17 protein-coding genes and 1 pseudogene are annotated in these 19,273 nt (G+C 69.9%); 9 read left to right on the forward strand and 9 right to left on the reverse strand.

Translation table 11 applies throughout. From position 1 onward, the window contains the following. Positions 1–35: 35 nt before the first annotated feature. The 3 genes from E7Y32_RS07540 to E7Y32_RS07550 are packed head-to-tail and all read left to right on the forward strand — an operon-like array spanning position 36 to position 2,959. Positions 36–2,009 carry an ATP-binding protein gene (locus tag E7Y32_RS07540; RefSeq protein WP_146336588.1) on the forward strand — a complete coding sequence of 658 codons (1,974 nt, stop codon included), beginning with the start codon at positions 36–38 and terminating at the stop codon, positions 2,007–2,009. Positions 2,010–2,062: 53 nt separating this feature from the next. Continuing rightward, positions 2,063–2,440, forward strand: a complete 378-nt coding sequence (locus E7Y32_RS07545) for a metalloregulator ArsR/SmtB family transcription factor (protein ID WP_146336589.1) — start codon at positions 2,063–2,065, stop codon at positions 2,438–2,440. A gap of 21 nt (positions 2,441–2,461) precedes the next feature. Then, a complete protein-coding gene (locus E7Y32_RS07550; RefSeq protein ID WP_146336590.1) occupies positions 2,462–2,959 on the forward strand; it encodes an SRPBCC domain-containing protein in 498 nt (165 codons plus the stop codon). Between the two features lie 112 nt (positions 2,960–3,071). Here E7Y32_RS07550 and E7Y32_RS07555 read toward each other — a convergent pair whose 3' ends face one another. Then, the gene (locus E7Y32_RS07555; RefSeq protein ID WP_186467075.1) at positions 3,072–3,605 is read right to left on the reverse strand and encodes a TspO/MBR family protein; all 534 of its coding nucleotides are present in this window, start codon (positions 3,603–3,605) and stop codon (positions 3,072–3,074) included. A gap of 93 nt (positions 3,606–3,698) precedes the next feature. Between E7Y32_RS07555 and E7Y32_RS07560 the strand changes: the two genes are divergently transcribed. The 4 genes and pseudogenes from E7Y32_RS07560 (at position 3,699) to E7Y32_RS07575 (ending at position 7,908) form a co-directional block, all read left to right on the forward strand. Beyond that, positions 3,699–4,478 (forward strand): SDR family NAD(P)-dependent oxidoreductase, encoded by a 780-nt coding sequence (locus E7Y32_RS07560; RefSeq protein WP_146336591.1) that lies wholly within the window; start codon positions 3,699–3,701, stop codon positions 4,476–4,478. A gap of 149 nt (positions 4,479–4,627) precedes the next feature. Then, positions 4,628–6,316: a long-chain-fatty-acid--CoA ligase gene (locus E7Y32_RS07565; protein WP_146336592.1), complete on the forward strand. Its 1,689-nt coding sequence runs from the start codon at positions 4,628–4,630 to the stop codon at positions 6,314–6,316. Positions 6,317–6,318: 2 nt separating this feature from the next. Then, positions 6,319–7,197 carry an MBL fold metallo-hydrolase gene (locus E7Y32_RS07570; RefSeq protein WP_146336593.1) on the forward strand — a complete coding sequence of 293 codons (879 nt, stop codon included), beginning with the start codon at positions 6,319–6,321 and terminating at the stop codon, positions 7,195–7,197. A gap of 115 nt (positions 7,198–7,312) precedes the next feature. Then, positions 7,313–7,908 (forward strand): annotated as a pseudogene (locus E7Y32_RS07575) (DUF1992 domain-containing protein). Between the two features lie 104 nt (positions 7,909–8,012). Here the strand turns inward: E7Y32_RS07575 and arfB are convergent. Further along, a complete protein-coding gene (arfB, locus tag E7Y32_RS07580) occupies positions 8,013–8,435 on the reverse strand; it encodes an alternative ribosome rescue aminoacyl-tRNA hydrolase ArfB (RefSeq protein ID WP_146336594.1) in 423 nt (140 codons plus the stop codon). A gap of 264 nt (positions 8,436–8,699) precedes the next feature. Here arfB and E7Y32_RS07585 point away from each other — a divergent pair, with 264 nt between their 5' ends. Next, a complete protein-coding gene (locus E7Y32_RS07585; protein WP_261382575.1) occupies positions 8,700–9,389 on the forward strand; it encodes a hypothetical protein in 690 nt (229 codons plus the stop codon). Between the two features lie 39 nt (positions 9,390–9,428). Here the strand turns inward: E7Y32_RS07585 and E7Y32_RS07590 are convergent, their stop codons facing one another. The 4 genes from E7Y32_RS07590 to E7Y32_RS07605 form a co-directional block, all read right to left on the reverse strand. After that, complete coding sequence (locus E7Y32_RS07590) at positions 9,429–10,079, reverse strand: NADPH-dependent F420 reductase (RefSeq protein ID WP_146336595.1); 651 nt, start codon at positions 10,077–10,079, stop codon at positions 9,429–9,431. Positions 10,080–10,149: 70 nt separating this feature from the next. Then, positions 10,150–10,467: a DUF6221 family protein gene (locus E7Y32_RS07595; RefSeq protein WP_146336596.1), complete on the reverse strand. Its 318-nt coding sequence runs from the start codon at positions 10,465–10,467 to the stop codon at positions 10,150–10,152. A gap of 34 nt (positions 10,468–10,501) precedes the next feature. Then, on the reverse strand, positions 10,502–12,376 hold the full coding sequence (locus E7Y32_RS07600) for a Na+/H+ antiporter (RefSeq protein WP_146336597.1): 1,875 nt from the start codon (positions 12,374–12,376) through the stop codon (positions 10,502–10,504). A gap of 64 nt (positions 12,377–12,440) precedes the next feature. Continuing rightward, positions 12,441–13,805 carry an ammonium transporter gene (locus tag E7Y32_RS07605; protein WP_186467076.1) on the reverse strand — a complete coding sequence of 455 codons (1,365 nt, stop codon included), beginning with the start codon at positions 13,803–13,805 and terminating at the stop codon, positions 12,441–12,443. A 296-nt stretch (positions 13,806–14,101) separates the two neighbouring features. Between E7Y32_RS07605 and E7Y32_RS07610 the strand changes: the two genes are divergently transcribed. Continuing rightward, positions 14,102–15,133, forward strand: a complete 1,032-nt coding sequence (locus tag E7Y32_RS07610; RefSeq protein ID WP_146336598.1) for an LLM class flavin-dependent oxidoreductase — start codon at positions 14,102–14,104, stop codon at positions 15,131–15,133. On the opposite strand, the gene E7Y32_RS07615 is transcribed toward E7Y32_RS07610, so the two are convergent. From E7Y32_RS07615 to E7Y32_RS07625, 3 genes are all read right to left on the reverse strand, one after another. Beyond that, the gene (locus E7Y32_RS07615; RefSeq protein ID WP_186467077.1) at positions 15,130–16,167 is read right to left on the reverse strand and encodes a DUF4232 domain-containing protein; all 1,038 of its coding nucleotides are present in this window, start codon (positions 16,165–16,167) and stop codon (positions 15,130–15,132) included. The genes E7Y32_RS07610 and E7Y32_RS07615 overlap by 4 nt on opposite strands. A 235-nt stretch (positions 16,168–16,402) precedes the next feature. Continuing rightward, positions 16,403–17,674, reverse strand: a complete 1,272-nt coding sequence (locus tag E7Y32_RS07620; protein WP_146336600.1) for a multicopper oxidase domain-containing protein — start codon at positions 17,672–17,674, stop codon at positions 16,403–16,405. Positions 17,675–17,805: 131 nt separating this feature from the next. Next, positions 17,806–19,263 carry a S8 family serine peptidase gene (locus tag E7Y32_RS07625; protein ID WP_261382576.1) on the reverse strand — a complete coding sequence of 486 codons (1,458 nt, stop codon included), beginning with the start codon at positions 19,261–19,263 and terminating at the stop codon, positions 17,806–17,808. Positions 19,264–19,273 lie beyond the last annotated feature (10 nt).

Consider the following 19,273-nt stretch of genomic DNA (forward strand, 5'->3'; position numbering starts at 1 on the left):
TTCGTACCAGCTTCGGTGTGAGCGAGGGATTCAGCATGACGGTTGCCGAAATCCAGGTGGACCAGCGCGTGATCGGGATCGACTCGCGGCGCTTTGCCTCGGTCGAGAAAGCGCTGGTGGAGCTGATCACCAACAGCGACGACAGTTACGCCCGCCTCGAAAGAACCGGCGGGCACACGAGCGGCCGGATCCACGTGCGGTACGAGCGCCACCACGCCGGCGCGGTGATCACGGTCGGCGACCAGGCGGAGGGCATGTCCTTCGAGCAGGCCGGCCGGATCCTCAGCTACGGCGGCGCGCACAGTCCGCTGGCGCGCGGCGAGGGCGACGGCCGCGGCTACTTCGGCCGCGGCCTCAAACAGGCGATCTTCGGCCTGGGCCACGGCTGGATCGAGACCATCCAGGGCGGCCGGTTCACCCGGATCGACGTCTTCCGCGGCGAGAACGGCGGCTACCTCTACGACGACGGCGGCGAGGACCGGCGCGCCTTCCCCGCCGACTACGCCCGGCTGGGGATCGACGAAGAGCCGGCGGCCAGCGGCACCCGGGTGAGCGTCGTCGTCGACAATCCCCACGTCCGGATCACCCAGTACAGCACCCTGCTGGAGTCCCTCGCCGACAACATCTACCTGCGCGCGGTGCTGGGGCGCCGGAGCGTGGAGCTGGAACACGGGCAGCCGGGAGCGGGCGACTACCGCAGGGAGCCGGTCCGGTTCCGGGAGCCGCCGGCGGCGCTGCTGCTGGGGCCGGACCTGCCGGGCAGCGTCGATTTTGAGGGCCAGGAGTACCCGTTCACCCTCACGCTGAAACGCGCCAGGGACACCGAGCTGACCCTTAAGGGCGACGAACGCACCAACGGCCTCATCGTCCTGTCCGGGCAGGCCGTCCTGGACTGTCAGCTCTTCGACTTCGAAAACCAGGTGGGCACCGAATACCTCTTCGGCGCGGTGCGCTGCGATGCCCTGACCGGGATGCTGGGCCGCGGCCGGGCGGTCATCAGCGACGAGCGCGAGGGCCTGAACCCGCGCGACCCCTTTGTGGCCGCGTTCGCCCGGGCCGTGAGCCGGATGCTCGCCGACGCCGTGCAGGCCGAGAAGGAGAAGCTCACGCACCTCGAGCGTGCCACCACCTCCGGGCGCACCGCCGAAATGATCGAACAGCTGCTGCAGCACATGAACGCGGCGGCCGTCGTCGACCTGGGGCTGGAGACCGCGCCGAGGCCGGGGAACGGCCTGCCGGCGGGGGATGAGGCAGCGGCGCTGCGCTTTACCACCCCGTTCTACTACCGGCCGCCGGGCCAGCCGTTCCATGTGTCCCTGCTGCTGGATCCCGCCCGGCTGCCCGACGGCGGGACGCTCACTTTCGAGGCGGACCTGCCCGGCTCGATGCGGATGGACCCCGCCCCGGCCCCGGCCGCCGTCGACGCGCTGGGGCAAACCCGGCGGCTAGAGTGGACCGTCACCGGCGAGCGGTCCGGTGACCGGGGCGAGCTCACGGCCCGGGCCGGCGACTACTGGGCGCTCTGCGAGATCGTCATCGCCGAGCACGCCTCGCACCGGAGCGCCGACCAGCCGCCGCATCCCTCGGCCGCCGGAGTTGCGCCCGGCGGTGCCGGCGTCGCCGTCGGGCAGCAGGGGCGGCCAAACCGGGGCGGGCACAAGGAGGGACACCGGCCGGTCCGGGACCACGGCGTCGACCTCTTCACCGGATATGAGTTCCGCAGCCTGCACAACAGCGCGGACCGCGCCGTCTATAGCGCGCAGGAGCGCAAGGTCATCATCAACACCGCCGCCCCCACCGTCCAGCTCTACGTTGACGGGCGCGGCCGTTTCCGCGATTCGGCGCGGCTGCTGTTGGCCGAACTGTTCCTGGACGTGATCGCGGACGAGCTCGCCCGGCGGCGGGCGGAGCAGCACGGCCACGGCGGGGACCTCGAGGCGTTCCGGAGCGCCAAGCGGGACATCATCCGCCGCTACGGCAGCGACGTCCACCGTACGTTCATGGGGTGAGGCGGCGCCAACCCCGTTGACGGCCACCCGGCTGGGGTCTATCCTACAACCAAATGGTTGTAGATCGGTTGAGTGACGAAGTGGTGGACCGCCTGTTCCAGGCGTTTGCCGACTCGACCCGCCGGGACATCGTGCGCCGCGTGACGGTGGCGGAGTACTCGGTCTCCGGGCTCGCCGCGCTCTACGCCATGAGTTTCGCTGCCGTCCAGAAACATGTGGCGGCGTTGGAACGCGCTTCCCTGGTGACCAAGGAGAAGCGCGGACGGGAGCAGATTGTGCGGGCCAACCACGACGGACTGCAGAAGGCCCGCAGGATGCTCGATGAGTACGAAGCTATCTGGCGACAGCGGTCCGAACGGATCGCGGACCTGCTCTCCGACACGGATCCACCCAACGGCCCGCCGGGCAGCAGCGAGGCGGAAGACGGCTAACAAGGATAGGAAGGGTTGGGCATGACAGTCATCAGTTCAGTCAAGAACATTGAGGCGCTGAGTCTCAGCATCGTCGCGGAGTTCGACGCCGGCGTCGAACGCGTGTGGCAGATCTGGGAGGATCCGCGCCAGCTGGAGCGGTGGTGGGGGCCGCCCACGTGGCCGGCCACCTTCGAGAAGCACGACTTTGTCCCGGGCGGCGAGGCCAGCTACTACATGACTGGACCCGACGGGGAGAAGGCCCGCGGCTGGTGGCGGTTCGTCATCATTGACGCCCCGCACAGCCTGTCATTCGACGACGGTTTCTCGGACGACAGCGGCGAGCCGGTGGCCGAGATGGGCTCCATCCACGGAGTTGTGACGCTGGAACCCATCGGCGACCGCACCCGGATGACGGTGCTCTCCACCTTCGAAACGGAGGACCAGATGGAGAAGATCGTCGCCATGGGCATGGAGGAGGGCATGAAGGGGGCGCTGGGCCAGGTGGACGCGATCCTCGCCGAGCACGCCAACGCCTGAGCCGCCGCGCCTCCCGCCTCCCGCCGTCGAATTCGCCGGACGCACGCCAACTCGCCGGAACATTCCGGCGACTAGGGGAGTTTCCGGCGAATTCGGCGCGCAGCGTCCGCACCTAGTTGTGAACCGCCGCGTAAAGGTTCAGGCTGGCCGAGAACACCAGCCAGGAAACGTAAGGCAGCATCAGCAGACCCGCCGTCGTGCTGATCGGCCCGAAGCGCAGCACCGCCACGGTCGCCAGCGCGGTGTGCGCCGCGATCAGCAGCAACGCCAGCCACAGGGCGGCGGTCCCCAGCGCCGGGTACAGGCCGAAGAACATCAGGGGCCAGGCAAGGTTCAGCAGCATCAGGCCCGCGTAGACCGTGAGGGCCTTCCGGCGCGGGAAGAGCTGCTGCCGCCACACCAGCCACGCCGCCACGGCCATCGCCGCGTAGAGCGCCAGCCAGGCCGAGGTGAACATCCACCCGGGCGGGGTCCACGGCGCCTTGTCCGCCGCCGCGTACCAGCCGGCGTTCATCCTGATCGGCAGGGAGCCCAGCAGCGAAACCGCCCAGGATGCCGCCAGGAAAGCGATGAGGGCCGCAAACTGCCGCGGGCGGGTGCCGGGGGCGAAGGTGCCCGGGGCGCTTTGTTCAACGTTCAAGAGCACTGACTCACTGTGGACAACCGCGCGCCCTCCCGTCAAACTACGACGGCGGGACCTTGCGAGCTCGGCACGATCATCTACGTCTGGAAGGACATCATGGGCAACGACGCTTCATGGCAGGAAATCATCACCCCGGGCCGGTTCGCCGGCAAGACCGTGATCGTCACGGGCGCCGGCTCCGGCATCGGTCTTGCCACAGCGCTGCGCGTCGCTAAAGAGGGCGGCAAGGTCATCGCGGCGGACATCAGCAAGGAGCGCCTGGACGACCTGGTGGCCCAAAACCCGGGCCTGGAACTGGTGCCGGTGCCCGGCGACATCTCCACCGAGGAAGCCGTCGACGCCGTAGTCGCCGCCGCGGGCGGGCGGGTGGACGCGCTGGCCAACGTCGCGGGCATCATGGACAACTTTGCCCCGATTCACGAGGTGGACGACGCCGTCTGGGAGCGGGTGTTCCGGGTCAACGTCACGGCCCTGATGCGCCTGACCCGCGCTGTTGTCCCGCTGATGCTCGAGGCCGGGACCGGTTCCGTGGTCAACGTGACGTCCGAGGCCGGTCTGCGGGGGTCCGCCGCCGGTGCGGCTTACACCGCGTCCAAGCACGCCGTCGTCGGCCTGACCAAGAACTCCACGGTGATGTACGGGCCGAAGGGCCTGCGCTTCAACGCCGTGGCGCCCGGGGCGACGATCACCAACATCGTGGCGGACTGGGGCTCGCAGCTGGCGGCCGAACGGCTGGGGCCGCTGATGGGCGCCAACATCCCGGCCCCGGCCACGGCGGCGCAGCTGGCGGCCTCGATCACGTTCCTGCTCAGCGACGACGGCACCAACGTTAACGGCGCCATCCTCGCATCCGACGGCGGCTGGTCCGCGCTGTAGGCCCTCCCACCCCGGACGCTCCCTCAGGTTTGGTGGTCTCTTGATGGACGCTCCCTCAGATCAGCTGAGGGAGGGTTTGTCGTTTGGCGGCCAGAGGTGAGGGAGCGTCCGAATTCGCACGCACGCGCAGTTCGCGAAATGATGTGGGCATGGAGCACACTGACCAGCAGCCCTGGGTAAAGAACTACCAGCCGGGCGTCCCGGCCGAGATCGAACTGCCCACGGAGTCGCTGGTGGCCATGCTGGAGCGGTCCGTGGCCGAGGCCGGCAGCGCGCCCGCCCTGGAGTTCTTCGGCCGCCGGACCAGCTATGCGGAGCTCGGCGAGCAGGTGGACCGGGCCGCCGAGGGCCTGCGCCGGCTCGGGGTCCGGGCCGGGGACCGGGTGGCCCTGATCCTGCCCAACTGCCCGCAGCACGTCGTCGCCTTCTACGCGGTGCTACGCCTGGGTGCCGTCGTCGTCGAGCACAACCCGCTATACACCTCCCGCGAGCTGCGCCACCAGTTCGAGGACCACCAGGCCCGCGTTGTGATCGCCTGGGACAAGGCCGCGGCCGCCATCCGCGAGTTCCCGTCCGACGTCGAGATCGACCACGTGGTCTCGGTCAACCTGCTGGAGGCCCTCCCCGCAGCTAAGCGGCTCGCCCTGTCCCTGCCGATCGGGAAGCTGCGCGAGACCCGGGCGTCGCTCACGGCCCCCGCGCCGGGCACGATGCCCTGGAAGGAACTCCTGGGCCACGGCCGGATCGACCCGGCACACCCCCGCCCGGCGGTAACCGACCTCGCCGCGATCCAGTACACCTCCGGCACCACCGGCCGGCCCAAGGGCGCGATGCTCACGCACTTCAACCTCTACGCCAACGCCCTGCAGGGTGAGGCCTGGATGGCCGGCGCCGAATACCGCAAGGAAATCTTCTACGCGATCCTGCCGATGTTCCACGCCTTCGGCATGACGCTCTACCTGACCTACGGCATCCGCAAGCAGGGCCTGCTGGTCCTCTTCCCCAAGTTCGACCCGGACCTGATCCTGGCCGCCATGAAGAAATCGCCCGCCACCGTCTACTGCGCGGTCCCGCCGATCTACGAGCGCACCGCCATGGCCGCCAAGGAAAAAGGCGTCTCGCTGCGGTCCTGCAAGTACTGCATCTCCGGCGCCATGAACCTGCCCGACCACGTGGTGGAGCTCTGGGAGTCCGTTTCCGGCGGCCTGCTGGTGGAGGGCTACGGCATGACGGAGTCCTCCCCGGTGGCGCTCGGCAACCCCTTCCACCCCACCCGCCGCACCGGCACCATCGGGGTGCCGTTCCCGTCCACCCTGATGAAAGTGGTCGACGTCGACGACGCCACCGTGGAGGTCCCGCAGGGCCAGCCCGGCGAGCTGCTGATCAAGGGCCCGCAGGTCTTCCAGGGCTACTGGAACAACCCGGAGGAAACCGCGAAAACCCTCACCGCCGACGGCTGGCTGCGCACCGGCGACGTGGTCACTGTGGACCAGGACGGCTTCACCACAGTGGTGGACCGGGCCAAGGAACTGATCATCACCGGCGGCTTCAACGTCTCGCCCACCGAGGTGGAGTCCGTGCTGCGCCTGCACCCGGACGTCCGGGACGCCGCCGTCATCGGCAAACCGCTGGAACGCGGCGGCGAGCTGGTGGTGGCCGCCGTCGAACTGGAGCCTGGCACCGAACTGGACGAAGAAGCCCTGCGCACGTACTGCCGCGAGCACCTCGCCGGCTACAAGGTCCCGCGCCGGATTGTTCCCGTCCCGGACCTGCCCCGCTCCATGCTCGGAAAGATCCTCCGGAAGCAGGTCCGCGAACAGGTCCTGCCGGGGTTGTAGCCATGGGTGCGCCCGCAGCGATCGACTTCACCTCCGGCGTCCCCCGGCCGGGTGACCTCACCGTTTCCTGGATCCACGGCTCGGAGTCCGCCAAGCACAACACGGACCCGGACATCCAGGTCCACGCCTACAACGAGCACACCTTCGTGCTCCGCCAGAACATGGCGGTCAACTACGAGGCGCCGTTCATGTTCCTGCTGTTCGGCAATGCCCGGGCCGTGCTGATCGACACCGGGGCCACCGCCGCAGCCGAGTTCTTCCCGCTCCGCCGCATCGTCGACGGGCTGGTGAAGGCGTGGCTCGCCGCCCATCCCAGGGAGGGCTACGGGCTGTTGGTGCTCCACACCCACCCGCACGGTGACCACATTGCGGGCGATGCCCAGTTTGCAGGCCGCCCCGACACCCTGGTGGTGGACGCGGAGCAGGGCGGCGCCTGGGAGTTTTTCGGGTTCACCGACGACGACGGCCCGCCGGCCCGGATCGACCTGGGCGGCCGGGAACTGCAGTGCTGGCCCAGCCCGGGACACCACAGCGCCGCCGTCACCTTCTACGACCGGTACACCGGGTTCCTGCTGACCGGCGACACCGTCTACCCCGGCAGGCTCTACATCCAGGACTGGGCCGCCTTTGTCCGCACCATCGACACGCTGGTGCGCTTCTGCGCGGAAAACCCGGTCAGCCACGTGCTGGGCTGCCACATCGAGATGGCGGGGAAGCCCGGCGTCGACTACCCGGTATACACCACCTACCAGCCGGACGAGGCGCCCCTGCAGCTCAGCGTGGACGACCTCGTCGAGCTCCGCCGGGCCATCGACGTGGTGGACGGACGCCCCGGACGGCACGTCTTTCCCCGCTTTGTGCTCTGCCTCGACGGGGACTGAATAGCCCCGGGTCCGCGGCGCACGGGCCTTTCGGCCCCGGCCGGTTGTTGCGCATACTGGAAGGCAAACCCGGGATTCCGGGACAGGTTCCGGCAGGCGGGAAGGACGGTGGCCCATGGGCAGCGGGGGAGGCTCGGCGTTCCGGCGCCGGGTGGAACGGGCGGCAGAGCTGCGCTCCATCCGGGCCAGCGGCAGCACGGTCCAGGAGAACGACGAGCTCAGCGTGGCCGAGGAGGAACTCCGGCAGAAGCGGGCCGCGGTGGACGACGCCGCCAAGGCCGACTACCTGATCCGCGACGCCATGGCGCAGGGGAAGTTCGACAACCTCAAGTACGCCGGCAAACCCATTCCCGGCCTCGGCGAGGTATACGACCCGGACTGGTGGGTCAAGGGGCTGCTCCAGCGCGAGAACATCACGGGGCTGGGCCCCACGGCCATCCTGCTCCGCACCGAGGACGCCGGACTCGATGCACGCCTCGACGAGCAGTTCTCCGAGAAGCAGGTGCGGGACATCCTGACCGACTTCAACGCCCGCGTGATCGACGCCCGGCGCCAGCTCCAGGGCGGACCCCCGGTGGTCACGAGGACCCGCGACGTCGACGCCGAACTCGTGCGGTGGCGCGAAGCCGGGCTGCCACGGCGGCAGCGGCCGCCGCGCCCGCACCGGAACCGAAGCAGCCCTGGTGGCGGCGAACCTGGAACCGCGGCTAGGCACGCCGCGGTTCGGCACGCGGCGGCTGGGTGCGCCTACCGCCCGGAGCATCCGGCCGGGATAATTCCGCCCGGATCATTCGGCCGGGATAATTCCGCCCGGATCATTCGGCCGGGGGCCGCCGTCGCTGCTGCTTCGTCGCTGCCCGCTGTTCCTTCGCTGCGAGCCGCCGGCGGTTCGATGCGCGGGTGGGCTTGGTGGCCCGCCGGCGTGCTGCGTCGGGAGCGAGGGCCCCTGCGACCAGGGCGGAGAGCTTGGCCAGGGCAATCTCGCGGTTGCGCAGCTGGGAACGCCGCTCGGAGGCGGACACGGTGATGACGCCGTCGATGAGGCGTTGTCCCAGGCGCGAGGTCAGCCGCAGCCGCTGGCCGTCCGAGAGCGCCGCGGACCCGGCCACATTCCAGGAGAGCTCGACCCGGCTGTCCGAGGTGTTGACGTGCTGGCCGCCCGGCCCGGAGGACCGCGAGAACCGCCAGCCGAGTTCCGACGCAGGGATCGTGAGAGCGGGTGACACCTCCAGGTCCATGCCACTAGCGTCGCACGTTAGCGGCGCGAGTGTGCAGCGCGGGGACCGGGCGGACGCCGGACCTTTTCATGAGTCAGCGCGGACTGTGGCCCCGCGGGAGCAAGCGGCGTAGCCTGCGCTTATACGCACCTATCGCGCACTGCACGACTCGCGCAGTTGCGCGCCGGCACGAAGCGGGCGATGCCCATGCAGCAGTTCAGGTCAGAGGAAAGTCCGGGTGCCCGGCCGGCTGGACCGGCACGGCCAGCACCGCCCCGTGCGCCATTGCGGCTGGCCGCCACGCTCGCCTTTGCCGGCGTCGTCGTCTCCTTGCTGGCCGGGCTGTTCCACGCCGATTCCGCCAATGCGAACGACCACGCGGCGACGTTCGCGGAGTACGCACGCAGCGGCATCTGGACGGCCGTCCACCTGGGCCAGTTCGCAGGGATGGGGTTGCTGGTCGCGGGGCTGCTGGTCCTGATCGTGGTCCTGAAACCGCCGGACGGTGCCCTCGCCTGGACGGCCCGGTCCGCCGCGGTCGCGGCGGTGGCAGCGCTGGTTTTGTACGCGGCGCTCCAGGCCGTGGACGGGGTTGCCCTCAAACACGCCGTGGACGCCTGGGCTGCCGCCGCGGAGCCGGAGAAGGCCGGCCGGTTTGCGACAGCCGAGGGCATCCGCTGGCTGGAGTGGGGGATGCGCAGCTACCAGAGCTTTGTCCTGGGCGCGGCCCTGGTCCTCACCGGCGCCGTGATCGCCGGCACCGGCCGGGTCTCCCGGCCGCCCGGGTACCTGATGGTGCTCTCCGGGCTGGCCTACCTTGCCCAGGGCTGGATCATCGGCGCCGTGGGCTTCTCTTCGGCGAATGCCATCCCCACGCTGGCGGGTATTGTCCTGGTCCTGGTGTGGTCCGTGTGGCTGCTGGCCGTTGCCTGGTCGGGGAAAAGCCGTGCTCCCGCGGGGGAGCGGGAGGCATAGGGACGGCGGCGGGCGCCGCCGCCGCCGTCGTGAAGCACCCTAGTGGGCGCGGACGGTGCGGGGTGCCTTGGCCAGGTTGTCCCGGAGTTCGGCGGCGTTTTGGCGGACCACGTACGCCGGGCGGTCCCGTTCCACGCGCCAGCTTTCGGACAGCGGGCCGATGTTGACGGTGTCGAAGCCGAACTCATCGTAGAGCCGGGTCACGAGCTCGGCGGCTTCCGGAAAGTCGCTCGCGGTGGCCAGCGCACGCCGGTTCTCCGTGCCGTCGGGGGTGCCGTCGGTGGTGATCTGGGCGGCCATGATGTGGTTGAACCCCTTGGCCACCTTGGAGGCGGGCAGGTGCTCCTGCAGCAGTCCCGACGTCGTGGCCTCGCCGTTGTCCAGGGCGGGGAACCGGCCGTCGCGCTCCCAGTAGTAGTTGTTTGTATCGATCACGATCTTGCCCGCCAGCGGCTCGGCCGGGATGTCCTTGATGTTCTTCAGCGGGACGGTCACGACGGCGAAATCGCCGGCCGCGGCGGCCTCCGCCGCGGTGGCTGCCCGGGCCCGCGGCCCCAGTTCGGCGACGAGTTCCGTTAGGGTTTCCGGGCCCCGGGAGTTGCTGATCACGACGTCGTAGCCGAGCTGCACGGCCTTCCGTGCGACCTGGCTGCCAATGTGTCCTGCCCCGATGATTCCGATTGTTGTCATATCCGGGCCAACGGCATCCTGGGCGCGGATATTTCACGGGCCGCCAAGCGGGCCCGGCCCAAGCCCGTGCTCAGGGCCGAAGCCAGCCCTGCTCGAAGTCCGGATGGTCGAAATAGGGCAGCGCCAGGGCCTGCAGCGAACGCTCCATCCAGTCCAGCGACCGCGGCGCCCAGTGGGCCTCCTGGAGCGGATCGCTGACCATCGCGGCCAGCGCCGACTGCCGTGCCGCCTCGACGACGCCGATCAGCCGCCGTTTCGCCTCGCATTCGAGCAGCAGGCGCTGTTCATACCATTCGCCGGACTTGGAGACGGTCCGGTCGCTGAGCAGGGTCCGGGCCGCGGCCTCGTCCTCGGAAATGCGCTCGGACAGAAACTCGACAATGTCCACAAACCGAGGGTACGCGCGGCGCACCTACTTGGCATCACCCCAGCAGGTCGTCCTGGTAGCACCAGCGCCAGTCCTCGCCCGGCTCGATGCTGCGCATCACCGGGTGGCCGGTGGCCTCGAAGTGCCGGGAGGCGTGCGTTCCGGGGGAGGAATCGCAGCAGCCCACGGTTCCGCACGCCAGGCACATCCGCAGGTGCACCGGCGTCGTGCCCTCGCGGCGGCAGTCCGCGCAGAAAGGGTCGGGCGGCACGTCCGGGTCCGGCGCGGCCTCGAGGTGTCCGCAGACCCCGCCGGGCCGCGCGATCCCTTCCCCGCCGCCCTCGCCGGCGGTGTCCAGCTCATCGAGGGCGACGTCCAGCATGGATTCCTCCACATCCAGCCGGTCGAGGACTTCGCTCAGGACCTCGTGGGCGTACTCGCCGCCACGGCGCAGCTCCAGCACCTTGGCCCGTTCCGCGTCCAGCATGGCCAGCCGTAGCTGGGCATAGCGCTGGCTGGGGGTCGCGGCTTCCGCCGTCGGCCGGCCGAGCCGTTCCCAGGCCGCCAGCCCGCGCTCCTGGGTGCGGCGCTTGAGCATGGCCACGACCTCCGGCGGATCGTTGTCCGTGCGCAGTTCCTGCAGCCGCGCCACCCCGGCCGCGGTGGCCAGCTGCATCAGCGACGCCTGGTTCAGGGCGTCCTCGCGCTGGTCCGGGCCCTGCACCCGGAGCAGGCGCACCAGCGCCGGCAGGGTGAAGCCCTGCAGCGTCAGCGTCCCGCCAACCACCACCAGCGCGGCCAGGACCAGCACCTGCCGGTGTTCCAGGTCCGCGGGCAGCACCAGCACCGCAGCCAGCGTCACCACCCCGCGCATCCCCGCCCAGGACACAATCGCGGCGAACTGCCACGGCGGTGCCGGGTCCTTGCGCCGGATGGACGGGATCAGCCGGGGCAGGTACGTCGCCGGGAACACCCACACCGGCCGGAGCAGCAGCACTGCCAGCAGGATCACCGCGCAGCCGGCCCAGATCCGCCCGGCGCCCAGCGAGTCGTCCTGAACGCCCTCGATGATGGTGCTGACCTGCAGCCCGATCAGCAGGAACACGGAGTTTTCGAGCAGGAACTGCACGGTGTTCCAGTTGCTGCGCTGGCTCAGCCGGGCGGCCCCGTTGGGCATTGACGGCGCCTTGGTGCCCATCACCAGCCCGGCGACGACGACGGCGAGGACCCCGGAGGCGTGGATCGCCTCGGCGGGGAGGTAGGCGACGAACGGGGCCATCAACGACGTCGAGGTGTTGATGGCGACGTTCCGGATCCGCTTGCGGAGCTCGGTCAGGACGTAGGCGGCAGCCAGGCCCACCACCAGCCCGCCTCCGGCCGCGAGCACGAAACCGCCCGCGATCCCGGCCGCGGACACGGTCCCGGCGATCGCCGCGATGGCGGCGCGCAGGCAGACCAGCGCGGTGGCATCGTTGACCAGTGATTCACCTTCGAGGATGGTGACGATCCGGCGGGGCATGCCCACCTTGCGGGCGATGGCAGTCGCGGCCACGGCGTCCGGCGGCGCCACCACGGCACCCAAGGCGATCGCCGCGGCCAGCGGAATTTCCGGGAACAGCCACCAGACCACAAAGCCGACGGCCAGGGTTCCGAAGATGACGTAGCCCACCGAGAGCAGCCCGATGGCGCGGCGGTTGGAGCCGAAGTCGAAGAGCGAGGTCCGCAGCGCCGCGGCGTAGAGCAGCGGCGGCAACAGTCCGACCAGGACCAGCTCCGGGTTCAGCTCGATCGGCGGGACAAAGGGGAGGAAGGAACCCGCCACGCCTGCCAGCACCAGCAGCAGGGGGACGGAGACATTGAGCTTGCGGCCCAGTGCGCTGCCGGCGCAGACCACGGCCACGAGCACCAGGAGTCCGAGGGCGAGTTCCATGAGGCCATTCTGTCAGGCTGGTCTTTCGGCGGATGCCGAGGGGTTCCCGGCCCGCCCCGCAGCGTTACACGAAGCTGTCTTCCCGCACGCGCTCCGGCTGGCCGTGCGGTGCCGTAGCAGCAGCGGCAGCGGCAGTCGCCGCGGCGTGGGCGTTCACGTGGTGGGCCTGGAGGTGGTGCCCGAACGGGTTGAAGCGGCTGTGCGCCAGGCCGTCGAATTCGTAGGCGGTCTCGGCGTGCTCCGAGCGGTCCACGCCGGCCACCTCGTCCTCGTGGCTGACGCGGAAGCCGATGCTCTTGTGCAGCGCGAGCCCGATGACCGCCGTGCCCAGTCCGGACAGCGTGACGGTGATCAGCACGGCCACGGTCTGCGCGAGCAGCTGGTGCAGGCCGCCGCCGTAGAAGAGCCCGCCGCCCTGGCCGTCCACCGGCAGTGCGATGAAACCAAGCGCCAGCGTCCCGATCAGCCCGCCGCCCAGGTGAACGCCGACGACGTCGAGCGAGTCATCGAAGCCGAACTTGAACTTCAGGTCCACGAAAACGCAGCAGGCGGCGCCGGCCACCAGGCCCAGGACGATCGCGGCGAGCGGGCTGATGTTGGCGCAGGACGGGGTGATGGCGACCAGGCCGGCCACGACGCCGGACGCCGCGCCCAGCGAGGTGGGGTGGCCGTGGCGGACCTTTTCGGCCACCAGCCAGCTGAGCATGGCCGCGGCCGGGGCGGCGAGGGTGTTGACCCAGATCAGGCCGGCCTGTTCCGCCGTCGTCGCCGCACCGGCGTTGAAGCCGAACCAGCCGAACCAGAGGATCCCGGCGCCGAGCATGATGAACGGGATGTTGTGCGGCCGGTGGGCCGGATCCTTGCCGAAGCCGTGGCGGTTGCCCAGGATCATGACCAGCACGAGGGCGGCGGTGCCGGAGCTGATTTCGACCACGGTGCCGCCGGCGAAGTCGATCACCTGGCCGAAGATGGAGCTGACGGCCCCGCCGGCGCTCATCAGGCCGCCGCCCCAGACCATAAAGGCCAGCGGGCAGTACACCAGGGTGATCCAGACCGGAACGAAGAGCGCCCAGGCGGTGAACTTGGCACGGTCGGCGATGGCGCCGCTGATCAGGGCGACGGTGATGATGGCGAAGGTTGCGCTGAAGCCGGCCTTGAGGAGCTCCGGGGACCCCATCAGCCCGGCCAGGCCGAAGCTGGCGAACGGGTCTCCGAAGATGCCCAGGACGCCCTTGCCGCTGGTCATGGGGTAGCCCCAGAGCACCCAGACCACACCGACGATGCCGGCCGAGACGAAGCTCATCATGATCATATTCAGGGAGGCCTTGGCCCGGGTCATGCCGCCGTAAAAGAGCCCCAGGGCCGGGGTCATGAGCAGCGCGAGGGCCGCCGAGACCATGATCCAGATGTTTCCCGCAGTGAGTTGCACCTGAGTGTCCCTTCTCAACAAATCGCCGTACCGGGACACCTCGCCGCCGGCCCCCAACCTGGTTTAATCCTCGCGGGCCCGTGTTTCAGGCAGTCGGGAACTACGTTGCAGGGAAGTTACAGGAATCGGCGTTGTGTGAAGAAGGCGTCTCGGCCATGTTTCGGGCATGTTAACGCCGGCTCTCCTGCGCCGTTTCGACGGTTCCCCGCGCGCTCGACGTTTCCCGGCGTCGATCGCACACGGAACCGTCGAAGTGGGCCCGGAATGAAACTCAATACTTGAATGTTCAATAAAGCATGGACTTTGGCATCTTTACCTTTGGCGAGCTTTCCCGCAACATCAGCACCGGCAGTGCCCGGTCGCCGCAACAGCGGTTGACGGAGATCATCGAGCTGGCGAAGCTGGCCGACCAGGCGGGCCTCGGGTTCCTCGGCCTCGGGGAACACCACCGCCACGACTTTGCCCTCTCGGCGCCGGAAATCGTGCTCGCTGCGATTGCCCGGGAGACCAAGAACCTGAGGCTCGGCACCGCCGTCACCGTGCTCTCCACCCAGGACCCGGTGCGCCTCTTCGAGCAGTTTTCAACCTTGGACCTGATCTCGGACGGCCGCGCCGAGATCATCGTGGGCCGGGGCGCCTTCGTGGAGTCCTACCCGCTGTTTGGGCACCGGCTGGAGGACTACGACGAGCTCTTCGACGAGAAGCTGGGGATGCTGCTGGAACTGCGGGACAACGCCGTCGTTGACTGGAACGGGCGCCTGACGCAGAACCTGGCGGGCATGGACGTGGCGCCGCGGCCGGCGCAGGCCAAGCTGCCCGTCTGGGTGGGCGTGGGCGGGACGCCGGCGAGCTTTGCCCGCGCCGGACGGCTTGGCCTGCCGCTGTTCGTTGCGCTGCTGTCCGGTCCCGCCCGGTTCCGCCGGCTCGTGGAGCTCTACCGGCAGAGCGCGGCCGACGCCGGCCACGACGCCGCCGGGCTGCAGGTGGGCGCCGGCGGCCACTTCTACGCCGCGCCCACCTCGCAGCAGGCACGCGACACCTTCTACCCGCACTACCGCGCCTACTTCGAGCAGAACATGCCGCGCCCGGTGGACCACTTCCCGCGCGCCACCTTTGACGAGTGGACCGAGCCCGGCGGCGGCCTCCTGGTGGGGAGCCCGCAGCAGGTCATCGAGAAGCTGCTGGAAATCCACGCCACCCTCGGCAACAGCCGCTACCTGGCCCAGATCGGACTCGGCAGCCTGCCCTTTGCCGAGACCGCGCGCTCCATCGAGCTGCTGGCCACCGAAATCATGCCCGCGGTGAACCGCGAGATCGGCACCGCCTAAGCGGCAGGCTTGGCCAAGCTCCAGGCGGTCACGGCCACGTAGCCGCCGCTCACCATGTCCAGGTCCGCGGGCAGGCTGGTGCGGGGGACGCCGGCGAAGGGTGCCACCAGGATGGTGCCCACCCGTGTGTCGCCCGCGCCGGCCATGGCATTCCAGCCCAGGAACGCCTCGGCGGTGGCGCCGGGGGCCACCGTGACAGGGCTGGGGCCCCGGTCCGTGGTCATAAATGAGCCGCCGTGCACCGCCAGGATGTCCATCGCCCAGCCTGCGGTGTCGTTGAACGCGACATCCGGATAGGCATTGAGTACGCAGGGCGTTCCGCCGGTGTTGAGCAGCCGGAGGGGCATGCCCCGGTGGCCGGTGGCGGCGTCGGGTTCGCCGAGGGTGATCCGGACCTGCTCGCTCCGGCACCAGGCCGGATCGGCAGCCTGCAGGGACGGACCAACGGTGGGCGAGCCGTAGACGACCGGCGGAGGGGTTGGCGATGGCGCGGGGGCCGGCCGGGCCTGCGCCAGGCTGGCGGCGCGGGTGGCCGACCCGGACAGCGGCGCGGCGGCCACCAGCAGCATGGCGACGACGGCGGTGGCCGCCACGGGGGCGCCCGCAGGGAGCCGGCGCGGTACGGCGTCGGGAACAGTGCCTTGCCCGTGCGGTGCGCGGCGGGCCACCCGAACCCAGGCGACGGCCGGGACCCAGCCCCAGACAATGCCCCAGTAGCCGGCGGACAGCAGGGCGGTGCCTGCGGCGTCGAACAGCATCGCGGCACGTGGCGGCGGCCATTGCGCCAGGATGCTCCCGGCGGACCAGAGCGCGCTGGTCAGGAACGACGCGAGCACCACACACAGCCACACGCTCATCAGATCGGCCCGAGAACCGGGCTGAGCACCGGGCCGGTCCGCCGTCGCGCGGGGAACGGCAAAACGCAGCAGGAGCAACAGCACGCCCAGCAGCGTCAGGACCGAGAGCACGGGAATAGCCAGCGGCCACGGCATCACGGCGCGCCAGGCGGTCGCAACCACTGTTTCAGGAACCAACAGGCGCACCAGGGAGGCGGGCAGAACACTGAACCAGCTCAGCGCGGCGAAAAGTGCTCCGCTGAGAAGCCACCCGATTCCCGCCGCGGCTGCCGCCGCTGTTGTTGCTGCGCTGCCTGACATTCCTCCGCTGCGTATCCCCATGCCCGCCAGCCTAGTTCAGCCCGCGGACCTCGCCCGACGGCGGGCGGCGGCGCAGTGGCGCGGCCGCCCGGCACGGGTCCGGTGCCGCGGCTCAGGAGTGGCCGGTGTGGCTCCCGCTGCCGTTGCCATTTCCATTCCCGTTGCCGTTGCCGGGGCTGCCCGGGTCGAGCACGCGGTACCGGACGAGCATGCCGGCGGTGATGTGGTCGTTGACGTGGCAGTGGAAGAGCCAGGTGCCCGGGTCGTCCGGGACCATGTCGGCGGTGACCATGGTGGCCGGGAGCAAACTCACGACGTCGGTGCGCATTCCCAGCGCGGTGACCGTGTTGCCGTGCCAGTGCGGGGTGTGCAAGTCCACTTCGGTGCCCATGCCCATCAGGTACCAGCGCACCCGTTCGCCCTTTTTCATGGTCAGGGCGTCCAATGGCAGGTTCCCGTACACGTAGCCGTTGACGCTGTGCATGAGGTTGCTCTCGATGAATTCCTCGTCTCCGGGGTTGACCGACCCGGGGTTCCCGGCGAAGCGCTGGATGTTGCGCTGCAGGTACGGGCTGGCGTTCTCATTGCTGACCTTGAACTGGACGAAGAATTCCCGGTCAACATCGTCCGGTGTGCCGTCGGCGCGGGCGGACCCGGCCTTGGTGATGACCATCGGACCCACCAGCCCGGCGTAGTCGTCGCCCACCTCGTCGGTGTGCGAGTGGTACATCCACATGACCGAGCTGCCGTCCATCGGCCCGGGGCCGGCCCGCTCCGGGACCTGGTAGCTGTAGGTATAGACGCTCCCGGGCGGTACGGCGTCGTCGCCCTTCTGCGCGGGGCCGGTGCCGTCGTTGTAGGGGGCGCCCTCGTTGGCCTTGTCGTAGAACACGCCGTGCACGTGGACGGCGGCGGGACGGTCCAGGTTGTTCTTGAACACCACCTTGATGGTGTCCCCGACGACGGCGCGGATGACCGGGCCCAGCATGCCGAGGTGCTCGTCCGCGGCGCTGCGCGGCTTCAGCGTCCGGAAGGAGGAATCGGTGTACTCCCGGTAGAGGGATTTGATGTACGTGCTGCCGATGCGGTCGGGGCCCTGGCGGGTGAAGACCGCGGCCGTCTCGTCGAACGGCTCACCCGTGAGCTGGTTTGATCCGGTGGGTGCGTAGTTCCAGTCCGTCTCGTCCGCGCCGATGTAGTAGGTCCGCACCTGCGGGACGTATTTGCCCTTGGCCGCAAAGGTGTCCGACGCCGAGCCGATCAGGCCCGGAAGGAACGACAGCGCCGCAATCAGCGCCACCACCAGGGTCAGCAGGACCACCCGCGGCAAGGTCAGCAGGCTCCTGGCCTGCCGGGGTGCTGGTGCCGGAAAATTGCCGTCCATGGTGCGCCTTCTTTCGGTACGGGTGGGGCTCCAGTGACTTGCCGTCACACCCAGCCTAGAAAGGGCACGTTGGAATTTCCTTGGGCTCCGCGCGGGGCCTGCCGCTGCCCGGCCGCGGACCCGGCCGGCCCCTAGAAGCGGATGATTTCGGTCAGGTAGCCGTAGTACTTCGGCCCCGCCGGGCGCAGGGGGTCCCCGCCGAACCCGAAATCGTGGTGCCGCTTGTTGTACGACTCGGCGAGGTCGAGGAACTGCTCGCTGATGTCGGCGCCCGACCCGCGGCAGGCCTTTTCCTTGATGCACTGGGCCACCGCGCCGGCCACGGCGGGACTGGCGAAGCTGGTGCCGTGGTTGACGCTGTAGCCGCCGGGGGCCGTGGACAGGATGCAGACGCCCGGCGCCGCGACGGTGTGCCGCTGGTCCTTGATGTTGACCGCGTAGTTCGAGAAGAACGCCGGCTGGTCGTCCCGCTGGCCGAGCGCGCTCCAGTCGTCACGGCCGCAGATGCTGGGGGCGAGCCCGTCCGGATGCCCGTCGAAATCCGCCATGGCCGTTGCCGTGACGACCTCCTGGTACGCCGCGGGAATTGTGCCGGCGATGTCGGAGGCGGCGTTTCCGGCCGCGACCGTGTACGCCACCCCGGACCGGACCGAGCGGCAGATCGCGTAGTGGATGGGATCCGTTCCCTTGCCGCAGTTGGGCGTGTTGGAACCGGGGCCGGCGATGCTGATGTTGGCGACGTCGATGTCGTTGTTCCGGTCCTTGTCCCGGCGGGTCGAAGTCACCCAGTCAATGGCGCAGATCAGGCTCGCCTCGGTGATGGCTCCTTGATCGGACACCACCCGGACGGACCAGAGCGGGGTTCCCGGCGCCGTGCCGATGATGCCGGCGCCGTCGTTGCGGGCCCCGATGACCCCGGCCACCGCCGTCCCGTGGCCCATCACGTCAACGGGAGTCACCTTGACCGGTTCGCCGCTGGTGCAGTCTACCCCGCCGCGCACGTTGAGGTCCGGGTGGCTGCCGTCAATGCCGCTGTCGATGACCGCCACGTTGACGCCGGAACTGCCGTCGTCCTTGGAGGCCCGCTTATTGGCACCCTCCCGGGCATCGTCCAGGCTGCCGCCGATCCGCAGCCACCAGAACGGTGCCACCTCGGTGTTCGGCGCCTTGGGCTCCAGCGGCTTGTCGAAGTGCCGGCCGAGGGTGACGAAGTCGACGCTCGGGTCGGCGGCGAGGCTGCCGGCCTGGGCCGCCGTCAGGGCGACGGAGTACCCGCTCACCGCGTCCCGGTACACCTTGGACGCCGTGAAGCCGAACTTCCCCTGGTGGGCGGCGGCCACGGCCCCCGGGTCGCCGGCGGTGTCCTTAAGCACCACAATGTAGCTCTGGGCCGAGGAGGCGGCGGCGGGTGCGGCGGCCGCGATCCCGCCTCCAGCGGCCAGCGCGAGGGCGGCCGCGCCGGCCAGGACGCGCCGCGGGCGTGCGCCGTCGGGCGGGGGAGCGGCCGCGCCGGGCCGGGAGCGGTGCCAGCCCGTGGCCACGGATGTCTTCTGCATGCGCGGGAAGATTTTGCGGACAGTGGTGAACATCGTGGCCTCC

Source organism: Arthrobacter sp. UKPF54-2, from assembly GCF_007858535.1.
Taxonomy (GTDB): Bacteria; Actinomycetota; Actinomycetes; order Actinomycetales; family Micrococcaceae; genus Arthrobacter.